Genomic DNA, 20764 nt, shown 5'->3' with positions numbered 1-20764 from the left:
TTGAGTTCATGCTCCCTGAATTGAGTGATCCAGATGGGCGTCTCGAAGCTAAGTTCATTTTCTTCCAGCTAAAGCCGCGTGATGGCCGGGCTGGAGCGTTCTACCCTTATCTTTCAGTTGAAATACCTAAGAATTATCGAAGCCAAGGACCGAAGGTGGATTTTGAGTTTCGTGTAGGAAAAATTCGTGAGGCGCGCTCTAAGACCCCCGTAACGCAAAACAGATGGCATGCCCTCGAGACAACGGTAAGGTGGAGCAACGCAAATGATGGATTTGCAAACGTAAAGATGGATGGTCGGACCATAGCGCGATATGACGGATTCACTGGCCCCGATGTGGGCGACCCACTAGTCAATTTTGGTATTTATCGGTCGCACTTAAACCAAACCAATCCATCGAAGCTGGAAACCGTTGAATTCTACATTCGCCGATATCGAGTAGAACGTATCACAAGCTAAAAGCGCTACTATTTGATGGTCACCGCATACTGTAGCAGACAACCGGCCCAATTCTGGACCGGCTGCAAGCTGGGGCATTCAGCTTAATTCACGATACCATTCGTTCACTTCGTCCAAGTCCAGACAGTGGGGCGTTGTTGGTGACGTAGCATGCTTCGTTCCGCCTGTGTCATGGTCGGAAAGCAATGTCGGCTCTGCGGACTTTCCTGCCGTTCGCAGCGCTTTCACTACCTTCCCGAAACCGAACTCAAAAAACTTCGCAATTCGTTGTTGTCCATAACCGGCTGGCCATCCATATCCACACCCATCGCCGTTGCTGCCGCGAGTAAAAGGCAGGTTTCGATGTATTCTAGAGACTGGTGATCCGTAGCATCAACAATCAGCACTATATACTCACCAATGACGTCTTGATCCGTAGAAGAAACGAGCTCCACTTTACATCCTGATTTTGGATAGTTCGTGTCGCTAAGGAAATTGAGTTGTGTCTCGGACATTTCTAAGCCATCGGGTTGAACAAATCTGTTCTCTGAAACGATACCGGGTGCAATATAAGCATACAGCGCTTCCGCCATACGCCTTTTTCTATTTGTATTTGCTAAGAATTCTGTAGCTATTTCCTTTGCAATATCTGAAATCTCAGGATCACCAATGTATCCGTACAAGGGCACAGCGTCGTGCTCAAACGCTATTGCGCCACCCCTTATTTCATTCACATCCGCGAAGACCTGAGAACTGGTCCAAATAACTAATAATGCCGCCACCAATTTCAGACACGTGATTTCCACTGCGCGAACCTCACTAAATCTTTGGATCTGACATTCACTGCGATTGTCAAAAAGTGCAAGAAGGGCTCATTCCGGACATGTGCAGAGAAACCGCCCGGTCAAAGGGGCGGCTGGTATTGTTCCGATAGTATCAAACTACCCCGTGCCACCACCAGCGGCGGTTCCTTCGGAAACGACCGGATATCGAACCACTTGAAGCACGTCCCGTTCGCGTTGCGCTTGTCGCCCATAAGCAATTGAGCGCCAGTTGTCTCGTGCCGTATCAGCGCCGCTCTGAACGCCCGCAGGTCAATCAACTACCAATTCAGGATAGTCTGCCCGTCTGGTCCTGCATGTCCGTAGAACATCCAATCCCCATGCCCATTTACTATCTTGGACAGCTCAGTTTCGGCCCCGGTTGGTAGTTTGGCCCTGATAGTGAACTGGTGCGGGTATCTTGTTGCGTAACCGTGTCGCCTTACATTGGCGGCAATACGCATGTCCTTGGCGTCCAGCATCAGCAGGTCAGTGGCTTGGAAGTGATCCAGCGGATCTGGAGCAGCCTGTAGGATGTGGCTGCCGATGATACGCTTTATCTCGGGCAAGAACTGGTCGGACCAGTGTCGGTTGACGCTGTAGTAGCTCATATCAAATCTCACAAAAGAAATCGGGCGCAGGTCGTCCCGCGCCCGAACTTGGGGGTGAATGGCTCAAGCGACCTTAACCTCCTGACGGAATTCTTTGATGCTCTTTTCAAAGGATTCCATTGCCTGATCCAAAGGCGCGTTGTTCTCTACGTATGCATTGAGCGCAAACTCAAACATGGCGACTTCTGCATCGTTGAGGCGCGCGATATTCGGCTCAATCTTATTGCGGCCCTGCTGAACTTCGCGAAACTTTGCCGCCATGCCTTTCGGGTCGCCACACGCCAACCAGTCGATGGAAACACCTTCCTCTTAGCACCAACGCAGAAATGTGTCGTCCAGCAAAACATCGCCGTCATTGTCGAAGCGTAGTCCAGGATCTGGTAAATCGAACCACCGGTAAAAGGCCGTCACGTGCTGCTGGCAAGTAATTAAGTCTGAAAAGTCTGCAACAAAGATGTCTGGACTTGCGTTGAAGTCAGTTGTTTTCGTCTTGCCATTCATGACGCTATCTCCGGCTCACTAACAGTATCCAAGGCGATATTGAGCTTCTGCGCCCGCTCTTGAGTCATCGCCATAACTTCAACCATGTGTTCATGAGCGTCATTACCGCCAACAAGCGCAGTGGCGGCGTCCAGCAGGCATTTGACGATTAGCGCCTCATGCTGCAATTCATCTCGGGTGCAGCTTTTTCTGGGATAAGATAAAACTTCTCCGTTCGCGCTGGCGCGTTGTTCAGTCATTGCTGTTTCTTCCTGGTGATTTGCGTGCTGGAATTGCAATTTTGCATACTGTGTAGTAAGAATATGTACAGGGTAACAACAATCTCAATGCCCTGTAGGCAATAATGCATACGAGGTATTGATTTTGAGCCCAGAGCAGCTTAGGATGGCGCGAAGCGCATTAAGGTTGGGAACTCGTGAACTGGCTGAAATGGCCGGAGTTTCTTTGACCACAATCAGCCGTTTTGAAACGGAGAAGGGCGGGTTGCAGCATTCGAATGCTGAAGCAATTCGAAAGACACTCGAAACCCAAGGCATTCAGTTCCTTGACGAAGGAGACACGGCTAATGGGGTCGGGGTAGTGCTTTCAAAGAAAGGTTCGGAATGAAGCTATCAAGCGCGCTCACCCGAACTGCAACGCTTTGCGCCGTATTGCTGCCCAGCATGGCGTTGGCGTCACCTGATTGGGCCTGTATAGAACCAGCTCTGCAAGTTGAACTGGACCTCAAGCTGAAGTTTCAGGACGACTTTGCCAAATTGGTATCTACCGAGCGTCCCGAGTTTGACGAACTAACCCAACTAGGAGCAGAAGCTACGAAAACAAACTTCACAATGCGGCTCTCACGAATAGTCTGGCTTTGGGAACATGATCCAAGCCGCTTAGCTTCACCCAATGACTTTTGGGTGCTCGATTGGCGCGACGACGATATGTCTCAATGGCTCGAAGCCGACCCGGAAAACGCTGTTTTTCAGGCGCAATTTGAGGTTCTGCAGAGCTCCATAAGTGAACATACTGACTTGCACGATTTCCGAGCTTACGTATCAGACAGTAGGGCTGTCAGCCCATATCTGGAATTGTACACTTTGTTTGGAGAAAACATTCAAGTCGCTCGCGAAAGTTTAGCAGGTTGCTACTAACCCCAAGCCCGTAATGCAAGAATGAGCTATTGGTGGGTAACGGCGGTTTGCGCGCCGGAGTACTGGCTAACTGAGACTCAGCAAACTCAAGGAGATTGAGTTTCGGGCGAGGGGGTGGACCCAGAGTTCCCTTTATTAAGATTTAGTTAACATTAAATCGCACAGACGCTGATGCCTTGTACTATAGACGACTAAGAGTCACCTACTCAGACTGCTAGTTCGGCAAACTGAGAGGCAATCGAGATGAACAAAGTACTGTTAACCTGTGTACTTGGCATTTCACTGCTCGTGGCTGCATGTGGAGCACCGACCACGCCAACTCAAGCCCAAGTACTGCATGACGCACGCTGTGCTGCAGGTATCTTAGGTGGTGCTGCCCTTGGGGGAGTAGTTGGAAACCGGTTCGGTGGCGGAACAGGCAAGACTCTGGCGACCGCAGCGGGTGCAGGCGTTGGTATGTATGCAGGGCAATCAGCCTGCAACTAACAATTTTGGTCGAAGACTCAGAAGTCCACATAATATCTAAGCTGTGTAACCCGCTTCACTGACCGCCCACTCAGAACCGGACACACTGCCTGTATTAACGAGTAAGCGTTGGTGTATTTGAGAACGCTAGTTTTTTGGTAGTTCGTTTGGTGGGGCGCGCTTGTGGTGGGTGCGCCTCCTTCCTTTACACTCCGCCTTTTGCGAATTGCGCCAATGGCAGTTTTTTAGATTTCTGCCGCTAGAACGTCTCTTGAGTGCCAAATTTCACTTGCATTGAAGGGCTATCGTGTTTGAGTGCAGTGAATAAGCAACAAGGTGAGTTCCAGATGAGGTTTAACCCCACAACTGCTCAATCAGTCGTTGTCCATGCGTACGAGCTGGCTGCCAACGACCTGGAAAAGAGCATGGCAATGTGGGCGGGTAGCCAACTCATGGCGCTCTACGATACGCGCTCGGTGCTTTTACAGGAGCATGCCGACATCTGGGCCGAAAAGCTCAAGCCACAAGCACCTCTTTCTACGGTAAAGAGATGAAACAGCGCTCCCCAGAACGCATAAGCGAGGCTTCGGATTACCTGAAAACCTTCACCCTCGATGGCCGCTTGCAAATCCTTTACTTACTTGCCGACGGCGAGAAATCTGTCGGAGAATTGATTGACGCTTTGTCGATGCGCCAAGCATCGGTTTCCCAACATATCTCTCGTTTGCGGCTCGAGGGTATACTAGTGGCGAGGCGTGACGGTCATCAAATGCACTACAAAATGTGTGATGAGCGAGTACGCCCGGTTCTCAAGTTGCTGGATAAACTGTTTTTCAAAGACTAGCAGACCAGTTAGACAAATTACCTCGGAGACTTGCCCGGCCCGCATTGGGTCGGGTTCTTTTTTACCCTGGATATGACCGACCAGCTCCTCAGAGGGGAAACGAGGTCCCGACAATCAGTAACTGTAACGCGCGAGCGTACTGCGCAGAAACCCCAGTTTCAACGTCGTGCCCCTGCTAATCCCGCTAAACCTGCTAAACGGCTGCACAGGGGCCTTGAAACAGGGCTCCCCAACTTTGGGACCGATATTTCCCGGTAGAAACCGGCGGTCACAAGTTTACGCCTTCAATCCGCTATCAGAATCGCGTGCTTTTAGGTATGCACTTCGTATTGATTTAAGCTTTGAGGTGTTTCCATGACGACTGTACGCACCCCGACTGAATACCGTGCCGCCCTGCGAGAGATTGAGTATCTATGGGGATCTGAACCAGATACTGAGGAAGGCAAGCAACTCGTAGATTATCTGGCAGCCGTTGAGCGGTATGAGCAACTGAACACGCCAGAACCAGTGTTGCAGGGGTAATCCCCCACAGAAGCGATATGCGGGCCTGTTGGTGCGAAACAAGGCGCAGGCAGGGGCCACAGACGCCGGAAACCAGTTTATGGTTCCAGACGGGCGTGTTTAGGCCGACATTAACGCGATATGAACAAGGCGTTTTTGCTTGATTAAGGCGCACTCTGACATACTGCCTCCAAGGAATAGTACAGCATAAATGGTGTAGGCGATGAAGCGCGGTGGGTATGTTGAACCAAGTGAGGACCACACAGAATGGGCTGAGTGGTCTCCGTGCCCAAAGAGAAGGCAGCTTAAATTGACCGATTACACTTCGGGGTTTGTGGTTGCGCTTTCAGCCTTTGTTACTGGTGATTTTCATCACTACTTGATTTTTTAGAACCAATGTGGCGCTAGAAGGCAATCAATCTCGCCAGACAAGTCGCATGAACGACGACCGGCAAATTCCAAGTATTTTCGAAACCCGACGATGGGAGTTGCGCGGAACCAGCGACTCTCCCTGCAGCGCAACATATTAGGGATCGAGGCTATCGCGCCCAAATACGATGTTGTCCCAGACCTCATGCAGCACGCGATCCTGAACATCCAATGCTGGCGCCCGACCAGCATCCGCCAACAGTTTTCCAGTGACGCGATCCGGAATCCTCTCCCAGGCTAGTCGATCCCGAATGGCGTTCGCCCATTGATCGAAACCTGCCTTTCTTAGGGCCGAACGGTTGAGGTCGTGGGGCAGCCCCCAATTCTCCAGCTTTGAGATCAAGCCACCTGCTTCATTGAATGCAAGTCGCATTTCATCCAAGGCGTCGTGAACGCTTGGAGCGATCGCTAATGCAGCGTTGTCACCAGAACTCTCGCCGTGAAGTTCCCGAACGATGTTCTTAATCCCTGCTTGGTCTTTTTCTCGCCCCAACAGATCTCGGCCGTGTTTCTTCAACAAATCACTGAGAGATGCGTTAAATCGGCGTGTCAGCGCATTTTTGACAGCCACTACCGATGCCGATTGGTTTTTGGGCTATCAGCCGCGTGCTCCAACGTGTCTGTCATCAGCGTATCAAGCTTCTGAGACTGGGAAACGATCCCTTGTGAACGGCGCATCGAACTCAGCTGAGCAAGCAATGTGTGGCGATCCCCAGCAGCCCTTCGCTTAAAAACGGCTTTGACATCCTCGGCTGCCATTGCTTCGGTGTTCGCGCGCCGAAAGCCCTGCTGTTCATACCTATCGGCCATTTCGGACCACAGGTTTTGCGCCTGACGGCCGCGGTCCTCGTCGACCAGACCATCAGACATCAGATCACGGACACAATCCTTGAAAGACATCGGGCGTCTCCTTTAAGGCAAGTCTTTTTGACCGCAACGGCTTTGAACTCGAACGGCAGGGAATAAATTGCCCCCTCGCTGCAACTCTCCTTCTCTGATTTTCGGCGGCCACGCCGCCCTTTTGGTATCTTCCAGATCAGGCAACAGCATTTGAGTTAGTCGGAAAGTGGCGTTTGAGACTGGTGTCCTGTAGCTGCCGTGATCGTGAAACCCGCGGGCCTCTCCTTCCGGCCTATGAAGCGGCTCATACCCTTCCGGCAAGTTCTTGTTGGCGGCATCACTCAGAGCGTTAGCTTCGGCAATATCGGCGAGCAGACTAACCAGCTTGCTCTGAATATTAGGGTATTCTTCTCGAATTCGCTTGGCGACCTGGTTTCGCGCACCCGCCGCAGTGTTGTACTGAGCCAGCCGCTCTTTCGCTGCTTCGGTCTTCCAGAGTTTGGTGGCTTTTCCCGTCAGTTGCTCTCAAGCATATTGAAGCCGGTCGACATCTTGAATCGCCAGTTCTGATTGCCTCTTTGCTTCATTGAGCTTTGCGCGCGGGGCGAGAGGATCGATAGCTGACTTTGCGAGGGTCTCTGCCGCTTTCTCGGCTCGACGTTCATTTCTTCGGTCTCGACCCATTGTTGTCTCCAACATTGCGCCGGAGGTACGCAGCAGCTATCCTTTGGGAGCTCAAATCCGAAAGTTCGCTACCCGCGCCTCACTACTCGGCGCGGGTTTCGTTATGCGGCTTCCAAATCAGCGATCCATTGATCTATGTCGGTCTGCCGCCAGCGAACCGAACCCCCGATTTTTATCGGCCTGGGCATTTGGCCATTATTGACGTGGCGCCAACCAAGTGCCACCGCCACAGGTGGCTCCTTAGGAATCTACTTAATATCAAACATAACGGTGGTCTAAATCAAATGGGGTACTCCAGAACAACAATACCAATAGACAACACAGCGCATTGGGTTACCGACCGCCGGAACTAGAAACCATTGTGCCGATGGACCAGGCATCAGTCATGCACAAACAATAAAATTGGACCAGTCAAATCGGGCCAACCAGCTGCACAATAGAATCCGACGCGATTGCGACCGAAAGACGTTATTGCAAATAGCCCAGTTCTACTGGAGGACCACACAAGCGCTCAGAAGAGTTGGCGGAAATGGGCGTATTGAATGTAAAAGACTGGCGCGGCTTACCGCGCTCAGTATCGTTAGGTCGCAACGTGAGAAACGTCTTTGTCCGGCGAATAAATATCCAAGATGTTCCAATGTCCGGTTGTTGGCGTCGGGTTGTTGATCATCGGGACATCCAAAACCGTTGGCTTGCCACTGGCGATTGCCGCCTCCAATGCGGGCAACAACTCGTCAGCAGCGCTGAGCCTGTGTCCTTCTGCACCATAGGCCCGCGCTATGTCGGCATAGCCCGGCCCGTTTGCGGGCGCTTCGGCCGATCCGGGAAAGGTCGTTCCATAGGTCAGGCCGTAATGCGCTTTTTGCAGTCCTGCGATGGTCCCAAACGCGTTGTTGTTCATCACAAGCCAGATGATGCCCAGATCAAGTTCGACAGCGGTTGCCAGCATTGACGGGTTTTGACCAAACCCACCATCGCCGACCAGGCTAAGCACCACCCGATCAGGTGCCGCCAGTTTCGCACCGATCGCACTCGGAGGTCCAAAACCCATCGTAGCGAACCCGCCCGGTGTTAGGATCGAGCCGGGAGTCAGGATATCGAACTGTTGCCCTACTCCGTTCTTGTTCCATCCAACGTCAGTGGTGATGATCGCATCTTCAGGCAGTGCTTTGCGGGTATCCGCCAGAATTCGCTCAGGCATCATCGGAAAGGCAGATGAGGTCGCCATTTCCAAGTTACGCGCTTTGAAGTCCGTCCGGAAATTCTTGATCTGCTGTTCCAGTGCGGGGCGGTCGAAACCGTCCGGATACATCTCGCGGGCAACGTGGGTCAGAACTCGCAGCGCGACCCTGGCATCCGCAACGACACCGATCTCAGTAGGATAGTTCCGGCCGATCTCTTGCGGTTCGATGTCGATGTGAATGACCTTGGATCCGGGAATGTTGAACGTGTAGCCGGGATACCAGCTGGAGCAATCGGCCTCTTTGAACCTTGTGCCTACGGCAAAGATGTAGTCTGCATCTAGGCAAGACTGGTTAACCAGTTCAGTGCCCCAAAACCCTGTCATGCCCAGCACAAGCGGGTGGTCATCCCGTAGAGCCCCCTTACCCATGAGGGAATGCGCGACCGGAAGGCCCATATGCTCAACGAATGCGCGCAATTCCTCACTGGCTTGTGCCAGAAGGATACCGCCGCCGACATAAGCAACCGGGTTTTCGGCCTGCGCCAGTGCTTCAATGATTTCACGCGCGGTTTCATCATCAATTGACGGCTTCTTGAGCGTGCGCGTGTTGTCGCGGATACGGTCGAAGCTGTCCGAGGGGATCACTTCCGAGAAGATGTCCATCGGCACGTTGACCAGCACCGGTCCTGGCTGGCCGCTTTCGGCAAGATGGAATGCTTTCTCCAGGATTTCGGCCATCAAGTCTGCCCGGTCTACCCGCCAGGCGCGTTTGACAAAGGGGCGATAGATCTCCCACTGGGCCGCGTCTGCGTGCAGGTTCACCTCCTGATGCGGATGCTTGCCGTAGTAATGCGTGGGAATGTCACCTGCGATCACGACCATGGGGATACAGTCCAGCGCCGCGTTGGCGACCCCGGTGGCGCAGTTTGTCAAACCTGGGGAGAGGTGAGACAAGACCACCGAGGCCTTGCCCGTCACGCGGGCATATGCATCCGCCGCGTGGCTGGCGATTTGTTCGTGTCGTACTGTAACAAAATCGATGGGACTTTCCGCCAGCGCAGCCAGAACTGCAATGTTCGTGTGTCCGCACAGGCCGAAAACGTGCTTGACCTCACGGCGTTCGAGAAAGTCAACGATATGTTCGGCAACGGTTTTACCTTCCAGTTTCGCTCCGTCCATCACGCGACCTCCTGTCCGTAGAACTCTCCGAACAGGTCCGGTTCCGAGGGGCGATCCTCGGGGATCGGGCGGCTGACCCAGGTGTAGTTCATCATATGTTTCATGGTGACGTTTTCATTGGTGATGTTGCCGCCCCAGATGCCACAGCCTAGGCTGCTGGTCATGGGCATGCCATTGGTCCACGCACCCGCGTTGGCCTTGGACTGAGGCTGTCGCACCATCATTCGGCTGACCGGAGCCAGACGCGCAAGCCGATCGATGTGATCGTCATTGTGGCTGTAGATGCCGCAGGAATGGCCCTTGCCCCCGGTGCTATAAATCTGGCTGACCGTTTCTAGCGCGTCATCGAACGTGTCGAAGTAGTAAAGCGCCATCAATGTGGTCAGTTTTTCCTTGGAGAACTTGTGCTGCGGCCCGATTTGTCCCTGATTTTCAACCATCAGAAACTTGCGATCTTCGGGAATGCTAAAACCGGCGACCTTGGCCGTTTGCTGCGGCGGGCAAGCGATGGTCGGGAACGTGCGGCTGCCCTTTTCATCCCACATGGCGGCTTCGAGCATGGCCTTTTCTTCATCAGAACACAGGTACCCACCTTCGGCCTCAAGTGCTTTGACCATATCGTCGTAAATCGAACGCTGGATAATGATGTTACCGTCGGCCGAACATCCCGAGCCAAAGTCAGAGGTCTTAGAGATGCGAGTGTTCTGCGCGGCGATGTCCAGATCGGCGGTCTCATCGATGACAATGGACGAATTGCCCGCGCCGACGCCATAGGCCGGACGCCCTGAACTATAGGCCGCTTTGACCATCGGCTTTCCACCCGTTGCCAAAGTCAGATCACAAATCTCCATCAGATGCTGCGTCAACGGGATCGATGGTTTGCGGATCGACTGGAACAGGTCCTCGGGGGCACCGGCGGCGCGGCAGGCCGCGCGCATGACCTCGACCATCTCAAAGGTGGTATGGGCGGTTCGCGGGTGCGGACTAAAGATGACTGCATTCCTGGCATTCGCGGCGGACACGCCAGTCACCGGTGGTGTCATCGCAGGATTGGTCATCGGGATCAGGGATGCGATGACGCCAGCAGGCTTGGCATATTTCACCAGTCCTTTTTCCTCATCCACCTCGACGATACCGGTCGATGGCGTGCGCAAGACATCACGCAGCACCATGTGAATCTTGAACCGCTTTGCCGGACGTCCCGCACGATCTCCGATACCGCTTTCGTCCACGCCTTGCTGGGCCAGGCGGGTGAAGGTTTTCTCGTTCCCCGCATACCACGCGATGGCTTGAGACAGGCGATCCAGCCTGCCCTGATCCCAATCCTCGATCTCGGCCATGGCAGCGCGGGCGCGTGCCAGCATATCGGCCGCCATATTGCGGTCGTTTTCAGTGAGCTCTTTGCCCATGATAATCCTCTTGGTGTTTTGGAATTGCTGCATCGGGCATACGGCGCTGTGACCGCGCCTCGCCGAATGTTCGTTTGGCGTGGCTGAGACAGCGACGCGCGTGTTCTTCATATCCCAACTCGGCAACGCGGCTTTGGTTGGGCAGTTCAATAGAATAATCGACGGGCGGCATCCGTTCGATGATGCCGGTGAAGTCAATCCAGCCTTCGCCAGGATAGAGCCGCGCATCGCGGGCCAGTTGGATCATGCCCTCGCGCGTATCAGCGATGCCGGGCAGGCAATCAGAGATGTGCAGGAAGTGAAACAGGTCCGAAGGGACGTGCAAAAGCTCTCCGAGATCCACTCGGCTGAGGTGCAGATAGAGCGTGTCGACCAGAATACCACCATTCGGCTGATCAGAGGCGCGGACAATATCCAGCGCCTCATCCAGAGTACGAAGGCGGGAAAAGCTTGGGAATTCAAGGTCCACCGTCAGTCCATAGGGTGCTGCCAGTTCGCAGGTCTCAGAATAGACGTCGATCAGAAAGTCACGATCATCGCGGGTGTTTGTCCACGCGCTCATGATCATGCGTTTGGCGCCGAGTTCCCCGCCGATTTCCAACGAGCGCTCAAAGCTGCGCGGGTCCACGTCTTCGGTGATGCGCGCAATCTCAACATCAAGGACTTTTAGGCCGGTTGTCGAAAGAGCCGTCTTGGTGGCCTGCACCTGCGCCTTGTCGATCGGGGATTGGGTGAATTCGCCGGGCACATGCATCGGAATGAACCGAGGGCTGACGGCATCGTAACCGGCCCGCGCGGCGATATAGACCAGCTCGGGCGGCGTACAGCCAATCAGCGTCAGATGCGCCAAGGAATAGAGAGAGGGGCTTGTGCCAGCCTCTTCGGGTTTCACCATGAACGACAGCTCCACGTGTCTGCGAATCTAAAATTCATCACACGTAGTAAAAAATATCTGATATTTTTTAAAATATCAACTTTTAATACTGGGCAGGAAATGAAAATGCCCGGGCAATAGCCCGGGCGTGCTTAACCTTTGTATTGGCAAAGCTTTAGATAGTGACCCAGTCGCCTCCGGACTGGTGAGAACGAACTGAGGCATCAATGAATCGAACACCGCCTGCGCCTTGATCGACACTGGGATAAGAGAGCCAATCGGCCGGAACGGCAACGCCATCCCGACGCGCGGCGACGGCCATGGCAAATTCCGTATAGAGATTGGCCCAGGCTTCAATAATCCCTTCGGGGAAGCCGCGCGCGGTCCGGATCAGGCGTTCCGCGTCGGGGCCGACGCCGTGCCCGTGACCTCGGCTGATGATACGATCCGGCTCACTAAACCGATTGAACTTCAGCTGTTCCGAATTCTCCAAGTCCCACTCGAGGCCTCCTTCGCTACCGAATATCCGCAACCGCAACCCACCCCGATTTCCGGGGGCAAGGCGCGTCGCCATCAGGGTTCCCGGAACTTCATTTTGGTAACGGGTGAACATGAAAACTGTGTCTTCCAAAGGCTTTGGCGCGCCGCAAACATGGAATTCAGCCCGCAGATCGGTCATCGGCAGACCCGAGACAAAACTGGCGAGATGCGCGGCATGGGTGCCGATATCGCCGACACAACTAGTCGGGCCTGAAATCTCTGGGTCCAGCCGCCACTTTACATGAGGCGCATCAGCCACATCGTCGGGCGTCATCCAGTCTTGCATGAACTCAACATGGATTTGGTTGATCTTGCCGATGCCGCCTTCTGCAACGATCTGCCTGGCCTGACGGATCACAGGAAAACACGACATCGCATAGCCGACAGCAAAGACCTGCCCCGTACGCGCAGTGATCTCCTCAAGCCCATCGGCCTCGGCGACCTCATTGGTCAAAGGCTTGTCGCACAACACGTCAATGCCCGCCTCCAGAAACGCTTTGGCCGCGCCGAAATGAACGTGGTTTGGGGTCGTGATCATGACGGCATCTACGCCATCCGGGCGCGCCGCCTCGGCCTGTGCCATCTCGTCGAATGACGCATAGCACCTGTCTGCTGGCAGATACCACTCGGCCCCACGCGCTTTGCTGCGCGCGGTGTCGGAACTGAGCGCACCTGCGACGACCTCCCACCGGTCGGTCATTCGCGCTGCCGTTGCTTGCGTGACCGAGATCCGTCCACCACCAACAACGCCCAACCGCAAACGGCGAGACAACCGGGGGAATGGGCCGTCAAAGTTCAGGTCTTCGGGTAAAAGTCTCTCAGCCATTCTGAACCTCCATTCCGGGAACCCACGTGCCTTCGGGCAGAATTTCAACCGCCATGAAGATGCTGGGGGTAATCGTCTCGTATTGATGCCAGGGATAGTTGCCTTCGGCGTCATACATAGGCTTGTGTGTCGTGCCCGGAGCCATGAATTCTTCTAGATAAAGCGTCTCAACGTCCCGCTCTCGGCATTGCTGCATTTTACCGAGGCCAACGATTTGCGTGTGCACTTCGCGAAAGCCGGGAACCGGGCAGAACGGGTGATCCTTGTGCAATCCGACATTCAGTGGAACCGAGCCGGAATGGTACATGGTCAGTCCGACGTTACCCACGAAGACCTTTGGCGACATGTAGTGGCTGACACCGCGCAAGCGTTCCTCTTGCCGAACGTCGAATGCAGATGGCCATGTATCTTTCACCCATGCGAACAGCTCATTGTCATCAGCATGGGCGTCGAACCCGTAGACAATTACTGCGCGTGCTACGCCTTTGAGTGAGCTATCTTGCACGATAACAGACGAAAGCGGTGCAATGGTTTGATCCTCAACAGAGATATCCGGCTCCCCTAGGTTCAGAACAATTGCGCGACCCTCGACAGACATTCTGTCTTCATCGGTGATGTGCTGGACACGAAAGAATGGCTGGGCAAAGTCGAGTGTCTCAATCGGCATGCGCCAACTCCTTCCTCTCATCGTTCAGGAAATCGACCGGCAGAGGTTCCGGTGCTGCGCAACTGCTTTCTATTGTCTGGTAAGCACCAAATTTCGGTGCCCGTTCAATTGCGTCCATGACCTCGAACACATGGTAGGCAAGCGCTCCACTTGCGCGGGGTTGGCGCCCTTCATGTGCCGCAAGGGCCAGGTCCAAAAGACCGAGGCCACGGCTGTCTTCGTTAAACCCGTGTTTGTTTTCGATCACCTGCCAGTCCTCGCGACCGGCTGGGCGAGGCTGATGAGACCAGCGCGAGGTCTCCCGCGTTTTCAGCCAGACATCGCCCTGAAAGATATTGGCCCCATGAACCGGGTCAGGGTCAGGGATGCTGATGGTGCCGATTTCACCGTAGATCTCGAACCGAGGCGTTTCGCTGTCCCAGACGTCGAAGCTCATGGTCATCGACCCTATGGCTCCGGATGAGAACTGAAGCAGGCTTAGAGAGTGCGTATCGACCTCGACATCCATCCATTCGCCGTTGCGCGGGCCGTTTTCGATCATCCTTTTGTCAAACGTGCGCCGAGCCATACCGGCGACCCGGTCAATTGGTCCGAGACAACAGATCATGGCAGTCAGGTAGTACGGCCCAAGGTCCAGCAATGGCCCTCCGCCCGCTTGGTAATAGAAATCCGGGTTGGGATGATGGCGTTCCGTCCCGTGGGTACCGACATGGGCAAAAACCCCAGTCGGCTTTCCGATGGCACCTTCATCAATCAAGCGCCGAACGGTCTGCCAACGACCGCCCAGAAACGTGTCGGGCGCGCAACCAACCAGTAACCCCTTTTCAGTGGCCGTATGCAGGATCGCTTTTCCATCCGATCGGTTCATGACCAATGGCTTTTCCGAATAGACGTGCTTGCCCGCCTCCAAAGCGCGCAGGCTGATGTCGGCATGAGCTGCCGGAATAGTCAGGTTCAAAACACAGTCAATTGTCGGATCGTCGAACACCTCATCCGGCGTACAGGCCTTGGCGATGCCGTATTGTTCCGCCTTGGCGCGGCTTTCTGACGGATCGAGGCTCGCGCAAGCCGCGACCTCGACGTTTGAGAATTTGGATAGTGTTTTTAGATAGATATCGCTGATACGACCACAGCCGATAAGGCCGACCCGGAAGGATTTCGATGTCTCACGTATCATCATTCCTGTCTTCGTAGAGGGGTAAGTAGTTCGGGGGCATTGGCCCTTTGTTGCGGCCACCCTGGTTCATCTGCTCCCAAGCGTGGGCAAGTATTCCGACCGAGCGGGACAGGCAGAACAGGCCCCGCGACAGGGGCGCGGGAAAGCCAAGTTCGCAGAAGATCACGGCTGTCGCGCCATCGATATTCATGGCGATGGGTCGACCGCCACGTTGACGGCCGAGTTCGGCCTGAACCTCTTCTCCGATATCGGCAAACCGGCCAGAAACTGTGCCTTCTGTCGCCGCATCACGAACAAGTTGCATCAATCGTGGTGCGCGTGGGTCGACGGGCTTGTGAAAACGGTGGCCAAAGCCCGAGACGATCTTGCCGTACGTCTCGCGCCAGCTGTCCAAGCCGTCCCGAACAGCGTCATTCAGCGAAGCTCCCGCATCCATGCGAACCGCGATATCATAGTACAGCTCGGCGCATTGTTCGCCTGCTCCGCCATGCACATCGCCCAGCATGTTCACCGCAGTCGCCATCGCATTATTTAGACCTACCCCACAAGTGGCCGCCATACGCGCAGCCGCGATTGAGGGGGCCTGTGGACCGTGATCCACGCCTGCGACCAGGGCAGCCTCGAACAGGCGTGCCTGCGCATCGCTGGGCAGATCGCCCCGCACCATCAGCCAGATCATCTGAGGGAAGGAAACGTTCCCGATCAGGTCCTCGATGGGATGGCTGCGAAACGCGATCTGGCCGGGCTTCATGTCGATGATGGAGGTGCGCCACCATTGGCGCACAGCTTTTTCATCGCTCGTCATTATGTTTGCACCTCTTTCATCGTCTGGGTTTTGCTTTGCGCGGCAAGGCGAATGGGCGCGTTGCGCGCGCCATAACCAGCATAGCCCATACGGCGTTCAACGATTTCGAAGAAGAAGCCGTTAAATATCGGGCGGCTATATATCTGAAAATACTCGGCACCCGCTGCCCGGTCGTAGAGAATGTTGCCCTCGCGCAGTTGGGCGATCAGATCATTATCCAATCCGAAGGTCGCTTGCAGATCGGCGTAGTAGTTCTCTGGGATCGTCAAACTGGGAAAGCCTGATTTACGCAACTGATCCGACGTTTCAAAAATATCGTCCGACTGGAAAGCGATGTGCTGAACACCGGCCCCAAATCCATCTTCAAGGAAAGACGCCGCCAGAGTTCGCCGCCCCACGGCCCCGTTCAGGTTCAGTCGCACTTCGCCCTCGGGGCTTTCAATAGCTTGGCTTTGCACGACGCCGGACGGGTCGGCGACGTTCACGATAGGAGACTTTGCCATCTCAAAAGTTGAAATGTAGTAAAGCAGCCAGCTTTGCATCTCATCATGGCGCATTGTCTGTGCCAGATGGTCGATACGGCGCAGACCAGCAGGCTGGGTCGCCTTGGTTTTCGCAACCGGCTCAAACTCGATGTCCCATACCCGATGCAGATCGGATTTCTCATCGATGAAATGGACGACATTGCCACCGACACCTCGGATGGCTGGGATATCCAACTCTCCGGTCCCCACCGGCTGAGAGAAATCAGGAGCGCCCAGCGCGGTCGCGCGCTGAACCGTCTGATCCGCGTCTTTGACGCGCAATCCCATGTCACAAACCGAGGGACCATGGCCCAGGAACGCCGAATGGGCAAAACCTTCCTTTTCGGTATTCACAACGATGTTTATCGCGCCCTGCCGCCACAGCTCGACGGACTTGGTGACGTGTTTTCGCTCCATTCGAAAACACATTGCTGACAGCATGTCTGCCAGCTGCGCGCCGCTTGTTTCATCCGCTGTAAATTCGACGAACTCAAAGCCTGACGCATAGACGCGTTCCGGTAGATCCGGGATGCCGAAGTCGGTTCCCGGCTCGGTCCGGGATACCTCATCCAGGAGGTTCACCAGCGATCTGTAACAGTCACGCGCCAACGTTTGACCACCGGGTTGGGGCGCTGCCTCGTTGACACGCGCAATGGACCAAGACCCCTTGTACCCTGCACGCGCCAACACCCGAACGAAACCCGCTAGGTTCAGCGACCCAAGCCCCGGCAAGAGCCCGAAATGCCGCTTAAGCCTGCGGATATCCATCTCAAGCCGGGGTGCATCCGACAGTTGCACATGGAACAGGCGCTCTCCGGGAATGTCCCGAAGGCGGGCAGGCTTGGACCCGTCGGCCAGCGAGAAGAAGGAGTTCAAGGCCAACCCCAAATGTGGACTGTCAATCGCCTCGACAATGCGCAGCGCCTGCGTGTCCGAGTGGAAGAGGTCGGACCAGGGCAAGCCCATATAGGCCAGACGTGCCCCCATCGCCTTTGCAATCTCGGTCGCTTCCCCGAGGTCCGTGATCACCTGATCTTCGGTGGCGTCGGCGTCCATCTCAAAAGCTGAACCAATGAGCAGTAGTTCTGTGCCCAACTCACCCATCAGATCGAGTTTGCGTTTCAACCGATCAAAAGCGCGCTGTCGACCGACGCCAGATTGACCTTCAAGGTTATGGAACGGCTGCAGCAGGCAGATTTTCAACCCGAGGTCTGAGGCAATATCCCGGATTTGCGATGGTGACCCGTCAAAGGCAGTCAAATCCGGTTCATGCAGTTCAATCCCATCGAATCCAGCCCCGGCGATGGCATGCAGTTTCTCTGCCAAATCGCCGGGAATGGATGTTGTCGAAACCGACAGGCACATTACCCCTGGTACCCAAACATACGTGGCAGCCACAGAACCAGATCGGGCATCAGCATCATGATTATCAAGGCGAAGATGAGCACCGCCAGGAAGGCCCAGATTTCCGAGATGATCTCACGCAGCGGAATGTCCGTCACGGCGTTGATCACAAAGAGTAGAATTCCGTAGGGCGGTGTGATCAGGCCAATCATCGAGTTTACGACGACCAGTACTCCGAAATGCACCAGATCAATCCCAAGCGCTTCGCAGGTTGGAATGAACAGGGGCACGATCACAAGAATGATCGTCGTCGCATCCAAGACGCAACCCAGCGCGAGGATCAGCAGGTTGACGAGGATCAGGAAGACAATCGGGCTAACATCCGAACCCTCCAGCAAGGCCGAGATCGACTGTGGAATCTGCTCTTGAATGACGATGAAGTTCAGAATGAACGCGCCACCGATGACTACCCCAACGGCTGCCGACGAACGGGCACTGTCAACGAAGACCTGATAGAGACCACGGAACGACAGGGCGCGATAGAAGAACGCTGCCAGCAGCAGGGCGTAGAATGCAGCCACGGCGGCGGCCTCGGTCGGTGTGGTGACACCCCCGTAGATACCGTAGAGCAGGATCGCGGGCATCAACAGCGCCGGAAATGCGTTCGCGGTTTTTGCGGGCAATTCGCGCAGAGGAATGGGTTCTTCCAAAGCAAAGTTCCGCTTACCGGCCAGATAGTAGTTCATCGCCATGAGGACAACGCCCATGATCAGGCCCGGCAAAATACCGGCCAAGAACAGCGACCCGATAGAGGCCTTGGAAACGAGCGCATACAAGACCATCGGGATCGAGGGCGGAATGATCGGGCCGATCGTCGCCGACGCCGCAGTGATTGCGGCTGCATAGCCCCGGCTGTAGCGGCCATCCTTGGTCATCATCTCAATAATGATCTTGCCGATCCCGGCAGCATCCGCGACAGCCGAGCCAGACATGCCTGAGAAAATCAACGACGCAACCACGTTGACGTGCCCGAGGCCGCCCTTGAACCGCCCGACCGCGGCGACGCAGAAGTTCAGCAAGCGGTCGGTGATCGACCCCGCGTTCATGATATTGGCGGCGACTATGAACAAAGGCACGGCAAGCAGGATCGTGCTTTTGTAGAAACCTTGCAGGATTTTTTCACCCGCCAGCGCGACGTCAAGTCCAGCGACACCCAGATACATCAGTGACGCCAAAAGGATGGAATAGCCGATAGGGGTCCCGATGCCTGCCAGAACAAAAAGGGTTAGCAGGCAGGAAAGAAGTTCAAAACTCATTTGCTTGCGTCCTCGTCGTCTTCCACATCAACGCGGGGGTGATCGTCGACCACGTTGTATCCCACAACCATTTCAAGTTCGGTTTTTGGTGGGCCGTTGCGCATGATGTCAAAGAACAGCCAAGCATACCGCGCAGCAACGACCAGCATGAACACGGCATAGATCGAAAAAACGGTGCGCAGAGGTATCTTCTCACCCGAGAAGGGATTGCGAACGGTCGCGGTCTTGCGGATCTTCATCCAGTCGATGTAGTCCCAAGTTGGCAGAAAGCTGTAGAGCATCCCGACCACGATTGCCGCGGCTGCCAGCATCGCAAAGACCTGACGGACGCGTCGGGGCACAGACAGATAGATAATGTCGAATTTTACGTGATCCCGCTCGCGCACGATGAAAGCGCAGCTGAAAAAGATTACCCAAACCCAGAGGATGCCGATCAGTTCCAGCGTCCATCCTGCAGGGGTAAAGAAGTACCGCAGCAGGATTTGCAGCAGAAATATCAGGAAGATTGCCGCCAGCATCCCGCCGGCAATCGCTTCGGTCAGTCGGGAGAACCCCTTTATGAAGTCTTTCATTGCGGTTCTCCCTCCCTTGCAATGCAGGCTTAGTTGCCCAGAGCGTTGATCTTATCCAAAACGCCTTCGGGCCACGAACCGGCGAATTCGCTGTCCAGATACATGGATTGTACCTGATCGCGGAACGCTGCGAGATCGGGTTCGTAGATCTCCATGCCCTGCTCTTTCAGGAAGCTTACAAGATCCTCTTCTTTCTGAAGCTGCTTTTGGCGACCCGATTCAGCAGCTGCATCTGCAGCTTCTTGAACCTTAGCTTGCTGTTCCGGGGTCAGGCTGTCCCAAACCTCTTTGCCGATGGCAATATAGTTCAGGTCCACCAGATGTGACGTCAGAACGATCTGGTTGGTCACTTCGTAGAACTTTGCGTCCACAACGGTCGGTAGCGGGTTGTCCTGACCGTCAACAGCACCGGTCGACAACGCAGTGTAGACCTCCGAGAACGCCATTGGTGTCGGAGCCGCACCCAGAGCCTTACCCAGGAACTGCCATGCATCAGTGCCGGGCATCCGCAGGTTCACACCTTCCAAGTCGGCCGGTGTCGAAACCGTCAATTCATCTTTGGGCTGGCGCAGGTTTACCTGGCGACGACCCAGATACATCACCGACAGCAATTTGACACCCAGCTCTTCTTCGGCCTTCTGCTTGAAGGCATCCATCAAGGGATCGTTGAAGACAGCAACCTGATGCGCGGCGTCCTGATGGACATAGCCTGCGGTGAAAATCGAAAACTCTGGGAAGAACTGTGCCAGTTCCTGCGCCGAGGTGATCGACATTTCCAAGTTACCGCGGCTGATCGCGTCCAACTCGGTACCTTGTGCGAAGATGGTGCCGTTATAGCTGGGCTCATAACTCGCGAAATCGGCGACCATCGGTGCGAAAACTTCGGCCATGGCGACCGAACGCTGATCGGTTTCCGACCCCGAGGTTGCCAGGCGAAGTTGCACTTTATCCTGCGCCAGCGCACCGCTTGTTGCGCTGAACAGAACACCGGTGGCGACCAGGGCTGACACAGCAGCCCGGCGTGTAAGTTTGAAAGTCACTTTTTTCCTCCCTGAGACATCATTGATGCTTCTTTTTTT

At 54.9% G+C, this 20764-nt stretch carries 27 protein-coding genes; 8 read left to right on the top strand and 19 right to left on the bottom strand.

Translation table 11 applies throughout. The features are described 5' to 3' along the window. The first annotated feature begins 8 nt into the window (after positions 1-8). Positions 9-458, top strand: coding sequence for a heparin lyase I family protein (locus ACR0IU_RS15980; RefSeq protein ID WP_480716945.1), 450 nt, complete (start codon positions 9-11; stop codon positions 456-458). A gap of 227 nt (positions 459-685) precedes the next feature. On the opposite strand, the gene ACR0IU_RS15975 is transcribed toward ACR0IU_RS15980, so the two are convergent. The 5 genes from ACR0IU_RS15975 to ACR0IU_RS15955 all read right to left on the bottom strand — a co-directional run bounded on the left by ACR0IU_RS15975 (position 686) and on the right by ACR0IU_RS15955 (position 2609). Continuing rightward, complete coding sequence (locus ACR0IU_RS15975) at positions 686-1243, bottom strand: hypothetical protein (protein ID WP_480716944.1); 558 nt, start codon at positions 1241-1243, stop codon at positions 686-688. A gap of 296 nt (positions 1244-1539) precedes the next feature. Further along, complete coding sequence (locus ACR0IU_RS15970; RefSeq protein WP_480716943.1) at positions 1540-1869, bottom strand: hypothetical protein; 330 nt, start codon at positions 1867-1869, stop codon at positions 1540-1542. A gap of 63 nt (positions 1870-1932) precedes the next feature. Next, on the bottom strand, positions 1933-2130 hold the full coding sequence (locus ACR0IU_RS15965; RefSeq protein ID WP_480716942.1) for a hypothetical protein: 198 nt from the start codon (positions 2128-2130) through the stop codon (positions 1933-1935). 48 nt (positions 2131-2178) lie between these two features. Next, a complete protein-coding gene (locus ACR0IU_RS15960; protein WP_480716941.1) occupies positions 2179-2370 on the bottom strand; it encodes a hypothetical protein in 192 nt (63 codons plus the stop codon). Further along, positions 2367-2609: a hypothetical protein gene (locus tag ACR0IU_RS15955; protein ID WP_480716940.1), complete on the bottom strand. Its 243-nt coding sequence runs from the start codon at positions 2607-2609 to the stop codon at positions 2367-2369. The genes ACR0IU_RS15960 and ACR0IU_RS15955 overlap by 4 nt, the downstream gene beginning before the upstream one ends. 145 nt (positions 2610-2754) lie before the next feature. On the opposite strand from ACR0IU_RS15955, the gene ACR0IU_RS15950 reads away from it, so the two are divergent. The 6 genes from ACR0IU_RS15950 (at position 2755) to ACR0IU_RS15925 (ending at position 5337) form a co-directional block, all read left to right on the top strand. Continuing rightward, on the top strand, positions 2755-2976 hold the full coding sequence (locus ACR0IU_RS15950; protein ID WP_480716939.1) for a helix-turn-helix domain-containing protein: 222 nt from the start codon (positions 2755-2757) through the stop codon (positions 2974-2976). Continuing rightward, entirely contained in the window at positions 2973-3506 is a 534-nt protein-coding gene (locus tag ACR0IU_RS15945) for a hypothetical protein (RefSeq protein WP_480716938.1), read from the top strand. The genes ACR0IU_RS15950 and ACR0IU_RS15945 overlap by 4 nt, the downstream gene beginning before the upstream one ends. 243 nt (positions 3507-3749) lie before the next feature. After that, entirely contained in the window at positions 3750-3992 is a 243-nt protein-coding gene (locus ACR0IU_RS15940; protein WP_480716937.1) for a glycine zipper 2TM domain-containing protein, read from the top strand. A 290-nt stretch (positions 3993-4282) separates the two neighbouring features. After that, the gene (locus ACR0IU_RS15935) at positions 4283-4525 is read left to right on the top strand and encodes a hypothetical protein (RefSeq protein WP_480716936.1); all 243 of its coding nucleotides are present in this window, start codon (positions 4283-4285) and stop codon (positions 4523-4525) included. Continuing rightward, positions 4522-4815: an ArsR/SmtB family transcription factor gene (locus ACR0IU_RS15930; protein ID WP_480716935.1), complete on the top strand. Its 294-nt coding sequence runs from the start codon at positions 4522-4524 to the stop codon at positions 4813-4815. The genes ACR0IU_RS15935 and ACR0IU_RS15930 overlap by 4 nt, the downstream gene beginning before the upstream one ends. Before the next feature lie 354 nt (positions 4816-5169). Beyond that, positions 5170-5337, top strand: a complete 168-nt coding sequence (locus ACR0IU_RS15925) for a hypothetical protein (RefSeq protein WP_480716934.1) — start codon at positions 5170-5172, stop codon at positions 5335-5337. A gap of 505 nt (positions 5338-5842) precedes the next feature. Here ACR0IU_RS15925 and ACR0IU_RS15920 read toward each other — a convergent pair. Continuing rightward, a complete protein-coding gene (locus tag ACR0IU_RS15920; protein WP_480716933.1) occupies positions 5843-6316 on the bottom strand; it encodes a hypothetical protein in 474 nt (157 codons plus the stop codon). After that, entirely contained in the window at positions 6316-6645 is a 330-nt protein-coding gene (locus ACR0IU_RS15915; protein WP_480716932.1) for a hypothetical protein, read from the bottom strand. Before ACR0IU_RS15915 ends, ACR0IU_RS15920 begins: the two co-directional genes overlap by 1 nt. Positions 6646-6843: 198 nt before the next feature. Here ACR0IU_RS15915 and ACR0IU_RS15910 point away from each other — a divergent pair, with 198 nt between their 5' ends. Continuing rightward, entirely contained in the window at positions 6844-7155 is a 312-nt protein-coding gene (locus tag ACR0IU_RS15910; protein WP_480716931.1) for a hypothetical protein, read from the top strand. 215 nt (positions 7156-7370) lie between these two features. Here ACR0IU_RS15910 and ACR0IU_RS15905 read toward each other — a convergent pair whose 3' ends face one another. From ACR0IU_RS15905 to ACR0IU_RS15850, 12 genes are all read right to left on the bottom strand, one after another. Continuing rightward, positions 7371-7493, bottom strand: coding sequence for a helix-turn-helix transcriptional regulator (locus ACR0IU_RS15905; protein ID WP_480716973.1), 123 nt, complete (start codon positions 7491-7493; stop codon positions 7371-7373). A gap of 356 nt (positions 7494-7849) precedes the next feature. Continuing rightward, positions 7850-9631 (bottom strand): thiamine pyrophosphate-binding protein, encoded by a 1782-nt coding sequence (locus ACR0IU_RS15900; RefSeq protein ID WP_480716930.1) that lies wholly within the window; start codon positions 9629-9631, stop codon positions 7850-7852. Continuing rightward, complete coding sequence (locus ACR0IU_RS15895) at positions 9631-11040, bottom strand: aldehyde dehydrogenase family protein (protein ID WP_480716929.1); 1410 nt, start codon at positions 11038-11040, stop codon at positions 9631-9633. Before ACR0IU_RS15895 ends, ACR0IU_RS15900 begins: the two co-directional genes overlap by 1 nt. Continuing rightward, positions 11021-11935 carry a sugar phosphate isomerase/epimerase family protein gene (locus ACR0IU_RS15890; RefSeq protein ID WP_480716928.1) on the bottom strand — a complete coding sequence of 305 codons (915 nt, stop codon included), beginning with the start codon at positions 11933-11935 and terminating at the stop codon, positions 11021-11023. The genes ACR0IU_RS15895 and ACR0IU_RS15890 overlap by 20 nt, the downstream gene beginning before the upstream one ends. A 154-nt stretch (positions 11936-12089) precedes the next feature. Further along, positions 12090-13280 carry a Gfo/Idh/MocA family protein gene (locus ACR0IU_RS15885; protein ID WP_480716927.1) on the bottom strand — a complete coding sequence of 397 codons (1191 nt, stop codon included), beginning with the start codon at positions 13278-13280 and terminating at the stop codon, positions 12090-12092. Beyond that, on the bottom strand, positions 13273-13947 hold the full coding sequence (locus tag ACR0IU_RS15880; protein ID WP_480716926.1) for a hypothetical protein: 675 nt from the start codon (positions 13945-13947) through the stop codon (positions 13273-13275). Before ACR0IU_RS15880 ends, ACR0IU_RS15885 begins: the two co-directional genes overlap by 8 nt. Beyond that, on the bottom strand, positions 13937-15127 hold the full coding sequence (locus tag ACR0IU_RS15875) for a Gfo/Idh/MocA family protein (RefSeq protein ID WP_480716925.1): 1191 nt from the start codon (positions 15125-15127) through the stop codon (positions 13937-13939). The genes ACR0IU_RS15880 and ACR0IU_RS15875 overlap by 11 nt, the downstream gene beginning before the upstream one ends. Continuing rightward, positions 15114-15929 (bottom strand): citryl-CoA lyase, encoded by an 816-nt coding sequence (locus ACR0IU_RS15870; protein ID WP_480716924.1) that lies wholly within the window; start codon positions 15927-15929, stop codon positions 15114-15116. Before ACR0IU_RS15870 ends, ACR0IU_RS15875 begins: the two co-directional genes overlap by 14 nt. Continuing rightward, complete coding sequence (locus tag ACR0IU_RS15865; RefSeq protein WP_480716923.1) at positions 15929-17818, bottom strand: bifunctional sugar phosphate isomerase/epimerase/4-hydroxyphenylpyruvate dioxygenase family protein; 1890 nt, start codon at positions 17816-17818, stop codon at positions 15929-15931. The genes ACR0IU_RS15870 and ACR0IU_RS15865 overlap by 1 nt, the downstream gene beginning before the upstream one ends. Next, entirely contained in the window at positions 17818-19113 is a 1296-nt protein-coding gene (locus ACR0IU_RS15860) for a TRAP transporter large permease (RefSeq protein WP_170473842.1), read from the bottom strand. Before ACR0IU_RS15860 ends, ACR0IU_RS15865 begins: the two co-directional genes overlap by 1 nt. Next, entirely contained in the window at positions 19110-19685 is a 576-nt protein-coding gene (locus ACR0IU_RS15855) for a TRAP transporter small permease (RefSeq protein WP_170473839.1), read from the bottom strand. The genes ACR0IU_RS15860 and ACR0IU_RS15855 overlap by 4 nt, the downstream gene beginning before the upstream one ends. Positions 19686-19714: 29 nt before the next feature. Beyond that, a complete protein-coding gene (locus ACR0IU_RS15850; protein ID WP_170547153.1) occupies positions 19715-20725 on the bottom strand; it encodes a sialic acid TRAP transporter substrate-binding protein SiaP in 1011 nt (336 codons plus the stop codon). Positions 20726-20764 lie beyond the last annotated feature (39 nt).

This window comes from Ruegeria sp. CL5, assembly GCF_056536485.1.
The sequence above is the reverse complement of the archived record's forward strand: the minus strand, read 5'-3'. Positions and strand labels throughout refer to the sequence as shown.